The organism is Paraburkholderia phenoliruptrix (assembly GCF_019511605.1).
Lineage (GTDB): Bacteria > Pseudomonadota > Gammaproteobacteria > Burkholderiales > Burkholderiaceae > Paraburkholderia > Paraburkholderia phenoliruptrix_A.
In genome coordinates this window covers 16,168-28,852 of the sequence record NZ_JAEUAV010000040.1, presented here as the reverse complement: position 1 = coordinate 28,852, position 12,685 = coordinate 16,168, and the positions used below count along the sequence as shown (strand labels likewise).

Sequence of the window (12,685 nt, the reverse complement as noted above, 5' to 3'; positions counted from 1 at the left end):
CTGCGATGCGGCAGTTCGCGATCCTCTACGAGGATCGCTTCACACGACCCGACAGCTAGAATGAAATTGATCGCCCACCACGCCCGAAATGTTCAGACGCCTTGCACACAAAAATTCAGACACTCCCCGCGGCGGCGTGCAAAGAGGTCGACTCCAACCCGCGGCCGCCCGACGGCCGGCTACGCCCGCAGGTAAAATACGCGCCTCTTCCGATTACCGGCTCGCCGCGAGACTCACCATGTCCAACTTCATCCAGACACTCAACGACGCCTGGCAGCGCACCAACTCGCTGCTGTGCGTCGGCCTCGATCCCGAGCCTACCAGGTTTCCCGGCGCGCTGGCCGGCCGCTCCGACGCGATCTTCGAATTTTGCCGCGAGATTGTCGACGCAACCGCGCCTTACGCGTCGTCGTTCAAGCCGCAAATCGCCTACTTCGCGGCGCACCGCGCGGAGGATCAGTTGGAGCAGCTGATCGCCCACATTCACGCGCATCATCCGGGCTTGCCGGTGATTCTCGACGCAAAGCGCGGCGACATCGGCAGCACCGCCGAGCAATACGCGCGCGAGGCGTTCGAGCGCTACCAGGCGGACGCGGTGACGGTGAATCCGTATATGGGTTTCGATTCGATCGAGCCGTATCTGCAGCATGACGGCAAAGGCGTGATCGTGCTGTGCCGGACGTCGAATGCCGGCGGTTCCGATCTGCAGTTCCTCGAGACGGGCGGGCGGCCGCTGTATCAGGTCGTCGCGCAACTGGCAGCGCAGAAGTGGAACGCCAGCGGGCAACTGGGTCTCGTGGTGGGCGCGACGTTTCCGAAGGAAATCGAAGTGGTGAGGGGCATTGTCGGCGATATGCCGCTGCTGATTCCGGGCATCGGCGCGCAAGGCGGCGACGTGCAGGCGACCGTCAGCGCTGGCCGCACCGCGAACGGCACCGGCATGCTGATCAACTCGTCGCGCGCAATCATCTATGCGGGCAAGGGCGAGGACTTCGCTCAAGCGGCGGCGAAGGCCGCGATGGAAACGCGCGACCGCATCAACTCGTTTCGCTGATCGGGCGAGGGCGGGCGGCTGGTTCGCCCGCTTTGTTGCACCGGAATGCTCGCATCGGCCTTTAGAACCGGTCTACCACCGGCTCAGATCAACGGGCTTAGATCATCCGGCTCAGATCAACGGGCTCAGATCAACGGGCTCAGATCAACGGGCCCAGATCAACGGGCCCAGATCAACCGGCTCCGGCTACCGGCCCGCGCCATCAACCCACACCACCCGCCTACCATCCGCTCCAACCCGGCCCGCCAGCTCAAACGGCGGCCGGCCCCAGCCGCTCGATCAGCGCGGCGTGCTGCGGATGCTGGGTCTTCAGCACGTCCACATCCGCGAGTTCGAATTCGCTGAACTCGAACCCGGGCGCGACCGTGCAGCCTGCCAGCGTGTAGCCCGCGGGGTCCGCGCATTCGGCGGCGAACCAAAAGCCGGCGGGCACCACCGCCTGAAACACCGCATCGGGGTCGAGCAGCGCATTGCCCAACTTATGCGTGACCAGCTTGCCGTCCGCGCCCAGCACATGGACGTTCAGCGCCCCGCCCGCGTAAAAATGCCAGACCTCGTCTGACTGGATCCGGTGCCACGCCGAATGCGCGCCGTCGCACAGCAGGTAATAAATCGCCGTGGACGCCGCACGCGTCTGCGCCGGCGACGTGGGCGCAGCGTGAGTTCCGGTCGCCTTCGTCGTTGCAGGCCCGTCCACTCGGCTCACACGCGCTGCGGACCGGTACGTTTCGCTGAAAAAACCGCCTTCCGGATGCGGCTTGAGACCGAAGCGACGGATCAGCTCGTCGCGGGCTGCATGGGAATCCGTCATGCGTTGTCCTTCGGCGTAACGGTCAATGTTCGCGCTCGTCGAGCAGCGCGAGCACGCCGCGCAGCGCGTGCGCTGCCGCCTGCACGCGAATCTGCTCGCGGTCGCCCTTGAAGATCTTCGTTTCCACCGACGTATGCAGCCGATTGCTCCAGCCGAACGACACCATGCCGACTGGCTTCGTTTCGGTGCCGCCGCCCGGGCCCGCGACGCCCGTGATCGACAGCGACACCTGCGCGCGGCTGTTGCGCAGCGCGCCCTCGGCCATGGCGCGCGCCACCTGCTCGCTGACCGCGCCGAACTTGTCGATCATGTCCGCCGGCACGCCGATCATTTCGCTTTTCGCCTGATTCGAGTAGGTGACGAAACCGCGCTCGAACCAGCCGCTGCTGCCGGAGATGTCGGTGATCGCGGTCGCGACCATGCCGCCCGTGCACGACTCGGCGGTGACAAGCATGAGGCGCTCGTCGCGCAGGCGGTTGCTCACGCGGATCGCAAGCTGGTGAACGACGGAATCGGTAGGCATGGCGTGAATCCGGAACGGGGCGCGGCGGTTAAACGGACATGCGCCAGAGCGCAATGACGAGCAACGTGAAGAATGCGGCGACAAGGTCGTCGAACATAATGCCAAAACCGCCTTTCAACCGCCGGTCGAAATAGCTGATGGGCGGCGGCTTCACCATGTCGAAGAAGCGGAACACGAGAAACGCCCACACCTGACTGGTCAGCGTGGCCGGCGTGACTATCAGCAATACCAGCCAGAATGCGACGATTTCGTCCCAGACAACCGGCGACGGGTCGTCGATGCCGAGCTTTCTGGCGGTGAAGCCGCAAATCGCAATGCCGCCTACGAATCCCGCGCAAATCAGCACGCCCCATTCGATCACGGTCAGATAGCGGCTGAACGCGACGAACGAAGCCCATGCGAACAGCGTGCCGACGGTGCCGGGCGCGACCGGCGACAAGCCGCTGCCGAAACCGAGCGACAGGATGTGCAGCGGATGCGACAGCATGAAGCGCGCGCTCGCGCGGCGCGGCTGCGGGCGTTGCGGCCGGGGAGGCTCGCCGCCGACGAGTTCGTCGGCGGGCGTGAGCGGAGGATCAGTCTGCATGAAAGTGGTCGAAGCCTTGCAACGTCAGGGTGAGCGGCGCGCCGGCCGCGTCGCGCCAGTCGATCGCCGGGCGGTCGGTCGCCGTTTGAAGAGCGCTTATTGTACCGATGCGGCTAAGCGACACCCCCGCCTTGTGCCCGGCGTTTTCCACGGCCGCGCGCGCGGCGGGCGGCGCGGTGAAGCAAAGTTCGTAGTCGTCGCCGCCCGCGAGCGCGCAGCGCCGCTGGGTCTCGAGCGGCAGCTTGCGCAGCGCGGGCGAGCGCGGCACGGCGTCCGCGTCCACGGTGGCACGCACCCTCGAGCGGTCGAGAATGTGCTGGAGGTCGCCGGCGAGTCCGTCGGATATGTCCAAAGCCGCGTTGGCCACGCCGCGCAGTGCGAGGCCCAGTGCGATTCGCGGCTCCGGGCGCTCCAGCGCGCGCCGGAACGAGGCCTGGTCGACCGCATCCGCGCTCCATTCACCGCGCTGTACGCCAAGGCCCGCGCGCGCGTCGCCAAGGGTGCCGGACACCCAGATGTCGTCGCCGACACGCGCGGCGTCGCGGCGCAGCGCCGCCTGCGGCGGCACGCTGCCGAACACGGTAATGCACAGATTCAGCGGCCCGCCGGTCGTGTCGCCGCCGATCAGCGTGCAGGCGTGCCGTTGCGCAAGCGCGAAAAGACCCTCGCTGAACGCGGCGAGCCACGCTTCGTCGGCCTTGGGCAGCGAGAAAGCGAGGGTAAACGCCTGCGGTTGCGCGCCCATTGCGGCGAGATCGGACAGGTTGACGGCGAGGGCCTTGTGCCCGAGCGCCTGCGGGTCGACATCTGCGAAGAAATGGCGGCCTTCCACCAGCATGTCTGTCGATATCGCCAACAATTCGCCGGCGCGGGGCACGAGTAGCGCGCAGTCGTCGCCGATGCCGAGCGAACCGTTCGCGGCGGCCTGCGGCTGCTCCTGCGCACGGCGGGCAAAGAAACGTTCGATCAGCGAAAACTCTGAGAGCATTGTCGGGAAAAGTGCAGGTTCAACAGCCTTTCGCTATGTTTCGGTCTCGGCAGTTGTACCCGTATTGAAGGAATCGGGCCGGCAATTGGGGCTACAATGCCGTCGAACGTCTATTCTAATCCGCACTTCGAAGCCCGCCTTATGTCGACTCCCGTCAATAGCAAACTCCGCGAAGCCGCCCTCGATTACCACGAGTTCCCCACTCCCGGGAAACTGGCGATCACCCCGACCAAGCAAATGATCAACCAGCGCGACCTCGCGCTGGCTTACTCGCCGGGCGTCGCGTTCGCGTGCGAGGAAATCGTCGAAAACCCGATGAACGCCGCTCGCTTCACGGCGCGCAGCAACCTGGTGGGCGTCGTCACCAACGGCACCGCGGTGCTGGGCCTCGGCAACATCGGGCCGCTCGCCTCCAAGCCGGTCATGGAAGGCAAGGCCGTACTGTTCAAGAAATTCGCCGGCATCGACGTGTTCGACATCGAGCTGAACGAGTCCGACCCGCACAAGCTCGTCGATGTGATCGCAGCGCTGGAGCCGACTTTCGGCGGCATCAACCTCGAGGACATCAAGGCGCCGGACTGCTTCATCGTCGAGCGCGAATGCCGCAAGCGCATGAAGATTCCGGTCTTCCACGACGACCAGCACGGCACGGCGATTGTCGTCGCGGCGGCCATCACCAACGGTCTGAAGGTGGTCGGCAAGGACATCAAGGAAGTGAAGCTCGTTGCTTCCGGCGCGGGCGCGGCCGCGCTGGCGTGTCTGGACCTGCTGGTGGATATCGGCCTGCCGCTTGAGAATATTCTCGTTACCGACCTCGCAGGCGTGGTGTACAAGGGCCGCGTCGAACTGATGGACCCGGACAAGGAGCGCTTTGCGCGCGAAACCGACGCCCGCACGCTCGCCGAGGCAATCGGCGGCGCGGACGTGTTCCTCGGCCTTTCGGCGGGCGGCGTGCTCAAGCAGGACATGGTCAAGCAAATGGCCGACAAGCCGCTGATTCTCGCGCTTGCCAATCCGACGCCAGAAATCCTGCCGGAACTGGCGCTCGAAGTGCGTCCTGACGCAGTGCTTTGCACGGGCCGCACGGACTATCCGAACCAGGTGAACAACGTGCTGGTTTTCCCGTTCCTGTTCCGCGGCGCGCTGGATGCGGGCGCGACCACGGTCACGCGGGAAATGGAAATTGCGGCGGTCAACGCGATTGCGGAACTGGCGCGCCAGGAGCAAAGCGATATCGTCGCGACGGCGTATGGTATTCAGGACCTGTCGTTCGGACCGGAATATCTGATTCCGAAGCCGTTCGATCCGCGTCTGATCGTCAAGGTCGCGCCGGCCGTGGCGAAGGCGGCGATGGATTCCGGCGTCGCCGAGCGTCCGATCGAGGACATGGAAGCGTACGAACAGCACCTGCAGCAGTTCGTGTATCACAGCGGCACCACGATGAAGCCGATCTTCCAGCTCGCGCGCAGCGTCGAGCCGGAGAAAAAGCGCATTGTGTTCGCGGAAGGCGAGGAAGAGCGCGTGCTGCGCGCGATGCAGATCATCGTCGACGAGAAGCTGGCCAAGCCGATTCTGATCGGCCGCCCGGCGGTGATCGAGCAGCGCATTGCGCGCTACGGGCTGCGGCTCGTAGCGGGTCAGGACTACACAGTGGTCAACACCGACCACGACGAGCGCTACCGCGATTTCTGGCAGGAATACTACAAGATGATGTCGCGCAAGGGCATCACGCAGCAGATGGCGAAGCTGGAAATGCGCCGCCGCACCACGCTGATCGGTGCAATGCTGGTGAAGAAGGGCGAAGCCGACGGCATGATCTGCGGCATGGTGAGCACGACGCATCGCCATCTGCACTTCATCGATCAGGTGATCGGCAAGCGCGAAGGCTGCGCTGTCTACGCCGCGATGAACGCGCTGGTGCTGCCGAACCGGCAGATTTTCCTGGTGGATACGCACGTGAACGTGGACCCGACGCCGGAGCAACTGGCCGAGATCACGCTGATGGCCGCCGAGGAAGTGCGCCGTTTCGGCATCGAGCCGAAAGTGGCGCTGGTGTCGCACTCGAATTTCGGCTCGAGCCATGCGCCTACCGCGCAGAAAATGCGCGATACGCTGGCCATTCTGCGCGAACGCGCGCCCGAACTGCAGGTGGACGGAGAAATGCACGGCGACGTTGCGCTCGACGCCAATCTGCGCCGCGAGATCCTGCCGGATTCGACGCTGGAAGGCGACGCCAACCTGCTGGTGCTGCCGAACATCGACGCAGCTAACATCTCGTACAACCTGCTGAAGACGGCGGCCGGCAACAACATTGCCATTGGGCCGATGCTGCTGGGCGCCGCTCAGCCGGTACACGTGCTGACGGCGTCGGCGACAGTTCGCCGCATCGTCAACATGACGGCGCTGCTGGTGGCGGATGTGATCGCGGCGCGCTGATCGTCACGGCGCTTAGCTGACTTGGGCCAGTTGCGGCTGGCTCAAGTCAGCTGCAACCGCCGCGTCGGCTCGGTTTGTCGAGAATTCTGAGCTGCAAGCGGATTGCCGCATTCAACTTTCCGGCCGCTGCGCCGGCCTCGCCTGGTAAAAAAAGAAGGCGTGCCTGCAACAGGCACGCCTTAGGGCGAACAGGGGATAGCCGCCCCAAAACGGCAAACAAACGGCAAACCAAACCTCAAACCAAACCTCAAACCAAACCTCTAACCAACGGCAAACCGCAGGCTTCGTCGCGAAACGCCCGCGCCCGGTTTCCCGGCGGGCGCGCGCGGCGAGCGAGATGTTTGCTTTGTTGCGCTCTATCTTAGCGTGACTGATTAAAAATTTCTGTCAAAAGTCGTCAAAGTGAGGCGGGTGGGGCTTTCGCGCCGAATCGGTCAATTTCGCCGTCCTGGCGAACGTTGATTCCAGGGACCATTAGCGATACCCTTACGACTTTCATGGTCGTCAAACTGTTGATTTAACAGCCGGGAATCTTGTAAATGGCACGCAGGTGGCAGCGCATGAAGGGCGTGCTGATCGGTGCTATCGCACTGTGTGTTTCATGCGGCTCCGTGCCCGACGCGCTCGCGCGCAACTCCACGGCACCCGCCGGCACGCAGGCCGAGGCAATAGGCACCGTCACGGTGGCACAACTGCCCCGTGAGGCGGTCGATACATTGAACTTGATAGCCGCGGGCGGGCCTTACCCGTATGAAAAGGACGGCGTCGTATTCGGCAACCGCGAACGGTTGCTGCCGCCCAACCGGCGCGGCTACTACCACGAATACACCGTTCCCACGCCTCGCTCACGTAATCGCGGGGCGCGTCGCATCGTCTGCGGCGGTCCGCTGAAGCGAACCGACAATTGTTATTACTCGGACGACCACTACACCAGTTTTAATCGTATTGTTGAATGACATCGGGATGAACGGCATGAGCGACAACGTCTACGCGCACGACACCGGAGTCGCGACGGATCTTTTCGCGGCCGGCGAGGGCAACCTGTTTCAGCGCGTCATGCAAATGCGCGAGGGCGAGCAGGGCCGCGAGAACCGGAGCGAGCCTGGCAGTGTGGTTTCATCGAACGAGGAGCCCATGAGTCTTTTCAGGACCGTGCGACCGAACATCGTACAGTCGATCCGCGCGTTCCGCGTTCAGGACCTCGCCGACGAGGCGAACCACCTCGGGCAGCACTTCCTATATGCGTATTGCGCGAACGCGCAGTCGAAGCAGGAAGTTCTGGAAACCATCGCCACCTCGTTCCTGTTTCCGAAACATTTCGGCAAGAATTATGACGCCCTCTACGACTGCCTGACCGACCTGGTTCACAAGGCGGGCGCACAGCCGGGCTTCGTGATCGTGCTCGAGCAGTTGCCCGTCGCGCAGAAGTTCGACAAGGACGGGCGCGAGACGCTGCTGGACGTGTTCCGCGAAGCCGCCGAATTCTGGGCTGAGCGCAAGGTTGCGTTCCGCGTCTTTTATTCGTTCGCCTGAATGCTGCGCTGAGCGGAATCCGCGGCTTCCAGATTGCGTTGCCGCCGGACTGCAGTCTCAGCAGGAGGGGCCCGCCACTTTAGCTGGCGGGCCTTTGTCTTTAGTGGGCAATGATTGCGGCGCTGTGAGCGCCGCTCCACCCGCGGCTGTTTGCTCGTTGCCTTGCGTGCAACCGGGCCGCTTCAGCCGCTTACCACCCGCCCCACATCGCCGCCAGCGCCGAGAGCACCGCGATGCCCGCGGTTTCGGTGCGCAGCACACGCGGTCCGAGTCCCACGGCCTGGAAGCCATGATCCATCGCTGCCGCTTCTTCGGCGGCGGAAAAGCCGCCTTCGGGGCCGACCAGCACGGTAACGGGCCCCTTTGGCGCGGTCGTGGGCAGCGCCGAGAACTGAATGCTGGCGCGCGGTGACAGCAGAATGCGCAGTTCGTCGGCCGCGGGCACGCGGGGCATCGCGCCGAGCCACGTGGCGATTTCCCGCACCGGCATGACCTCCGGCAGGCGGTTGCGCCCGCACTGTTCGCACGACGCCCGCACGATGCCTTCCCAATGCGTATGACGCCGCAGCGCGCGCTCGCCGGCAAGCCGCACGACGCTGCGCGTGGTCGTGAGCGGCACGAAGCTGGACGCACCGAGCTCTACGGCCTTTTCGATCAGCCAGTCCATCTTGTCGCCGCTCGCAATGCCCTGCGCGAGTGAGAGGCGGTACGGCGGTTCCACTTCGATGTCGCGGAACTCGCGAACCTTCACCGTGATCGCACGCCGCTCGATCGTGACGAGTTCGGCGCTGTATTCGCCGCCTTCTCCGTTGAAAAGCACGATGGAGTCGCCCACCTGCAGGCGCAGCACGAGAACGTGCCGGACGACGTCATCGGGGAGTTGCAAGACGCCGTCGGGCGAAAGAGACGTACCGACGAAGAAGCGAGGCATCAGAAAAATACTCATTAGTTCACGAAAGGTGGCGAGCGAGCGCCCAACGGTAGCCGTCCAGATCTTCGACCTGGGCGAAGCGGTCGCCCCAGAACTGGTCTTGTGGCTCGCTCAACGATTTGGCGCCGGCGGCGAGCGCGCGGGCGTAAACCGCGTCGACATCGTCGACGTAGACATAGAACGATTGCGGCGCAATGGCACCCGCGCTGCGCGGGGTTCTCGCGGTGGATCCGAACGCGCCTTCCGGCGCGAACATCACGATCAACTGGCCCTGGTAGGTCATCTCGACATGCATGACGACGCCGTCGTCCTGCACGCTGTCCCGCAAATCAAAGCCGAACGCCGCCGCGTAAAACGCGGTCGCGGCACGCGCGTCACGCACCGTCAGATAGGGGGTCAACCAGGGCACACCGGCTGGGCGGGAGGCGGTCATGGGGTTCTCCGGATCTATGGGTTGTTGGACGCGTGCCGTGAAGCCGGCAGCGAGTCCCGTATCGACTATGGGATAGCGCCCACGGGCCAGGCCGTGCATTTTGCCCGTGCGTTAGCTTGTCGGCTTTAAGAATTGACTTAGTTTATCGCGCACCGACGCGGGAACCGCGAACAGACCCGCATGCGTGGCCGGGCTGTAGTGCTTCAGTGCGTCGATCTGACGCGCGGCGAGGCGCTCGGCGACGCTATCGGCCGGCAGCGCGGCGGGGTCGAGGCTGTCGCTGGCCGTCGCCATCATCCATAGCGAGCCGTATAGGGGCACGTAAGTGTGCATGGTGCGCACCACGGCGAACTCGCCTCGCAAATCGTCGAGCAGGCGGGCAATGCGCGCGGCGTGAAAGTACGGTGAGCCGAGGTGGACGGACAACGCGCCGCCCAGACTCATCACGCGCTTGAGCTGCCGGTAGAAGGCGCTCGTGTACAGGCCGGCCGCCGGGGAGTCAGGCGGCGTCAGGTCGAACACGATCAAATCGAACTGCACGGAGCGCGCGTCGGCGGCAGCGGCAACGTAATGCGCTGCGTCGCCGATCACCAGTTCGACGCGCGCGTCGTCGAGGGCGCCGCCGTGCACTTCGGGCATGTGCTCGCGCGTCAGGCGAACCACCTGTTCGTCCAGTTCCGCGACGACGATTCTTTCCATGCCGGCATGCGCGAGCAGTTGCCGCGCCGCGCCGCCGTCGCCGCCGCCCAGCACCAGCGCAGCTTTGGGTGCCGGATGCGCCAGCGCCGCCGGGTGCACCATGCACTCGTGATAGATGAACTCGTCGCCGGTGGAGGTCATCGGGCGGCCATCCAGAGTGAAGAGCCGGCCGAGCTGCGGCGTGTCCCATACCTCGATGCGCTGATAGGGCGAGTCCACGCGCGCAACCAGCGAAGCGTGCGGAAATCCGTAGACAGCGTCAGGACTGGGGCGGAACAACAAGGGAGCGCTCAAGGGTCTTGCCTGCATCATCGCGCGTTGAGTTATCTCGACAATTGTAAGCGTTCGTGCGTATCAGGGCCCTGCCTATCAGGGCCCTCACCGCAGCAGGCTCAGGAGGGGGGCTACCCACCCGGGCGCACGGCCCCATGCGGCCTCGCGCACAGGGGGCCGGACTGCGTTCTGTTAGAATGACACGCTTTCAGCCTTGTCCGTTTGCTCTGCCCGTTTCGCGTCTCCCGGCGCCGCACCGTGCGCCGAAGCGAACTGGCCGCCGAGCTCCCGGGCCTCAAGCGCGCACCGCTTTTTGACTCTGTCTCCGGACTCGACATGACGACCCCGTCTCCCGCACCCACTTCATTGATGGCCAACGCGATCCGCGCGCTGTCCATGGACGCCGTTCAACAAGCGAACTCCGGCCACCCCGGCATGCCGATGGGCATGGCCGAGATCGGCGTGGCTTTGTGGTCGCGCCATCTGCGCCACAACCCGAAAAACCCGCAATGGGCGGACCGCGACCGCTTCGTGCTGTCGAACGGCCACGGTTCCATGCTGCTGTACTCGCTGCTGCACCTGACCGGCTACGACCTGCCGATCAGCGAGTTGAAGAATTTCCGCCAGATGCATTCGAAAACGCCGGGCCACCCCGAGTACGGCATCACGCCGGGCGTCGAAACCACCACCGGCCCGCTCGGCCAGGGTCTGGCGAATGCGGTCGGCATGGCGCTCGCGGAGTCGCTGCTCGCCACGGAATTCAACAAGCCTGATGCGAAGATCGTCGATCACTACACGTACGTGTTCGTCGGCGACGGCTGCCTGATGGAAGGCATTTCGCACGAAGCCTGCTCGCTCGCCGGCGTACTGAAGCTGAACAAGCTGATCGCGTTATACGACGACAACGGCATCTCGATCGACGGCGAGGTGGTGCACTGGTTCCACGACGACACGCCGAAGCGCTTCGAGGCGTACGGCTGGAACGTGATTCCGGGCGTGAAGGGGCATGACGTCGACGCAGTGGATGCCGCCATCAAGCAGGCGAAGCTGTCGGACAAGCCGACGCTGATCTGCTGCAAGACGGTGATTGGCGAAGGCGCGCCGACCAAGGCCGGCAGCCACGATTCGCACGGCGCGCCGCTGGGCGACAAGGAAATTGCGGCCACGCGCGAGGCGATCGGCTGGAAGTGGGAGCCGTTTGTGATTCCGCAGGAAGTCTACGCGGCGTGGGATGCGAAGGAAGCCGGCGCGCGCCTCGAGTCCGACTGGGACAAGGCGTTTGCGGCGTACGCGGCGAAATATCCGCAGGAAGCCGCTGAATTCAAGCGGCGTACGGGAAAGCAATTGCCGGCTGACTGGAAAGAAAAGGCTCAGGCGATCATCGCCGGCGCCAACGAACGCGCGGAAACGGTCGCCACGCGCAAGGCGTCGCAGCAGGCCATCGAGGGTTTGTCGGCAGTGCTGCCGGAACTGCTCGGCGGCTCGGCCGACCTGACCGGTTCGAACCTCACCAACTGGAAGGCGGCAAAGCCCGTGCGCGTGAACGGCGAAGGCCGCGCGGCGGGCAACTACGTCAACTACGGCGTGCGCGAGTTCGGCATGAGCGCCGCGATCAACGGCGTCGCGTTGCACGGCGGCTTCAAGGCGTTCGGCGGCACCTTCCTCACGTTCTCGGACTACAGCCGCAACGCGCTGCGCGTCGCCGCGCTGATGAAAGCGCCGTCCATTTTCGTGTTCACGCATGATTCGATCGGTCTCGGCGAAGACGGCCCGACGCACCAATCCATCGAACACGTCGCGAGCCTGCGCCTGATTCCGCACCTGCACGTATGGCGTCCGTCCGATACCGTCGAAACGGCAGTGGCCTGGACTCACGCGGTCGAGCACAACGGTCCGTCGTGCCTGATTTTCAGCCGTCAGAACCTGCCGTTCTCGGAGCGCACGGACGCGCAGATCGCCAACATCGCGAAGGGCGGTTATGTGCTGCGCGACTGGAACGACGAAATCGTCGCGCGCAAGATCATCCTGATTGCCACCGGTTCCGAAGTCGAACTGGCGCTGAAGGCGGTCGAGCCGCTCGCGCGCGAGGGCATTGCGGCACGCGTCGTCTCCATGCCGTCGACCACCGTCTTCGACAGGCAGGACGCCGAGTACCGCGAACGCGTGCTGCCGCAGGGCGTGCGCCGCGTCGCGATCGAAGCGGGCGTGACGGATTTCTGGCGCAAGTACGTGGGCCTGGAAGGCGGCGTGGTCGGCATCGACACGTTTGGCGAATCGGCCCCGGCTGGCGTGCTGTTCAAGCATTTCGGCTTCACCGTCGAGCATGTAGTGGAGACGGCTAAAGCCGCACTCGGCTGACCCGGCGCAAAGCGTTGCCGCACGCGTGAAAGCACTCATGAACGCGCGGCAACGCGGGCG

The 12,685-nt window shown here is 64.7% G+C and carries 12 protein-coding genes; 5 read left to right on the top strand and 7 right to left on the bottom strand.

The window, feature by feature from the left end; all coding sequences use genetic code 11:
- The first annotated feature begins 238 nt into the window (after nucleotides 1-238).
- Nucleotides 239-1,054: an orotidine-5'-phosphate decarboxylase gene (gene pyrF, locus JNB89_RS29625; protein WP_013340507.1), complete on the top strand. Its 816-nt coding sequence runs from the start codon at nucleotides 239-241 to the stop codon at nucleotides 1,052-1,054.
- A 250-nt stretch (nucleotides 1,055-1,304) separates the two neighbouring features.
- Here pyrF and JNB89_RS29620 read toward each other — a convergent pair whose 3' ends face one another.
- Genes JNB89_RS29620 through thiL form a run of 4 tightly spaced genes read right to left on the bottom strand, consistent with a single transcriptional unit; the run spans nucleotide 1,305 to nucleotide 3,962 of the window.
- Nucleotides 1,305-1,865 carry a cupin domain-containing protein gene (locus tag JNB89_RS29620; protein WP_220364572.1) on the bottom strand — a complete coding sequence of 187 codons (561 nt, stop codon included), beginning with the start codon at nucleotides 1,863-1,865 and terminating at the stop codon, nucleotides 1,305-1,307.
- 22 nt (nucleotides 1,866-1,887) lie between these two features.
- On the bottom strand, nucleotides 1,888-2,388 hold the full coding sequence (locus tag JNB89_RS29615; protein WP_013340505.1) for a CinA family protein: 501 nt from the start codon (nucleotides 2,386-2,388) through the stop codon (nucleotides 1,888-1,890).
- A 28-nt stretch (nucleotides 2,389-2,416) separates the two neighbouring features.
- Nucleotides 2,417-2,974 (bottom strand): phosphatidylglycerophosphatase A family protein, encoded by a 558-nt coding sequence (locus JNB89_RS29610; RefSeq protein ID WP_220364571.1) that lies wholly within the window; start codon nucleotides 2,972-2,974, stop codon nucleotides 2,417-2,419.
- Nucleotides 2,964-3,962, bottom strand: a complete 999-nt coding sequence (gene thiL, locus JNB89_RS29605) for a thiamine-phosphate kinase (RefSeq protein ID WP_220364570.1) — start codon at nucleotides 3,960-3,962, stop codon at nucleotides 2,964-2,966. Before thiL ends, JNB89_RS29610 begins: the two co-directional genes overlap by 11 nt.
- A 96-nt stretch (nucleotides 3,963-4,058) precedes the next feature.
- On the opposite strand from thiL, the gene JNB89_RS29600 reads away from it, so the two are divergent.
- The 3 genes from JNB89_RS29600 to JNB89_RS29590 all read left to right on the top strand — a co-directional run bounded on the left by JNB89_RS29600 (nucleotide 4,059) and on the right by JNB89_RS29590 (nucleotide 7,931).
- Nucleotides 4,059-6,398: an NADP-dependent malic enzyme gene (locus JNB89_RS29600; RefSeq protein WP_013340502.1), complete on the top strand. Its 2,340-nt coding sequence runs from the start codon at nucleotides 4,059-4,061 to the stop codon at nucleotides 6,396-6,398.
- Nucleotides 6,399-6,937: 539 nt separating this feature from the next.
- Nucleotides 6,938-7,354 carry a ribonuclease gene (locus tag JNB89_RS29595; RefSeq protein WP_013340501.1) on the top strand — a complete coding sequence of 139 codons (417 nt, stop codon included), beginning with the start codon at nucleotides 6,938-6,940 and terminating at the stop codon, nucleotides 7,352-7,354.
- Between the two features lie 16 nt (nucleotides 7,355-7,370).
- The gene (locus JNB89_RS29590; protein ID WP_013340500.1) at nucleotides 7,371-7,931 is read left to right on the top strand and encodes a barstar family protein; all 561 of its coding nucleotides are present in this window, start codon (nucleotides 7,371-7,373) and stop codon (nucleotides 7,929-7,931) included.
- A 190-nt stretch (nucleotides 7,932-8,121) separates the two neighbouring features.
- On the opposite strand, the gene JNB89_RS29585 is transcribed toward JNB89_RS29590, so the two are convergent.
- The 3 genes from JNB89_RS29585 to speE all read right to left on the bottom strand — a co-directional run bounded on the left by JNB89_RS29585 (nucleotide 8,122) and on the right by speE (nucleotide 10,303).
- Entirely contained in the window at nucleotides 8,122-8,862 is a 741-nt protein-coding gene (locus tag JNB89_RS29585; protein ID WP_220364569.1) for a 16S rRNA (uracil(1498)-N(3))-methyltransferase, read from the bottom strand.
- A gap of 19 nt (nucleotides 8,863-8,881) precedes the next feature.
- The gene (locus JNB89_RS29580) at nucleotides 8,882-9,295 is read right to left on the bottom strand and encodes a VOC family protein (RefSeq protein ID WP_220364568.1); all 414 of its coding nucleotides are present in this window, start codon (nucleotides 9,293-9,295) and stop codon (nucleotides 8,882-8,884) included.
- A 111-nt stretch (nucleotides 9,296-9,406) separates the two neighbouring features.
- The gene (gene speE / locus JNB89_RS29575; RefSeq protein WP_220364574.1) at nucleotides 9,407-10,303 is read right to left on the bottom strand and encodes a polyamine aminopropyltransferase; all 897 of its coding nucleotides are present in this window, start codon (nucleotides 10,301-10,303) and stop codon (nucleotides 9,407-9,409) included.
- A gap of 300 nt (nucleotides 10,304-10,603) precedes the next feature.
- Here speE and tkt point away from each other — a divergent pair, with 300 nt between their 5' ends.
- Nucleotides 10,604-12,625 (top strand): transketolase, encoded by a 2,022-nt coding sequence (tkt, locus tag JNB89_RS29570; protein WP_220364567.1) that lies wholly within the window; start codon nucleotides 10,604-10,606, stop codon nucleotides 12,623-12,625.
- Nucleotides 12,626-12,685 lie beyond the last annotated feature (60 nt).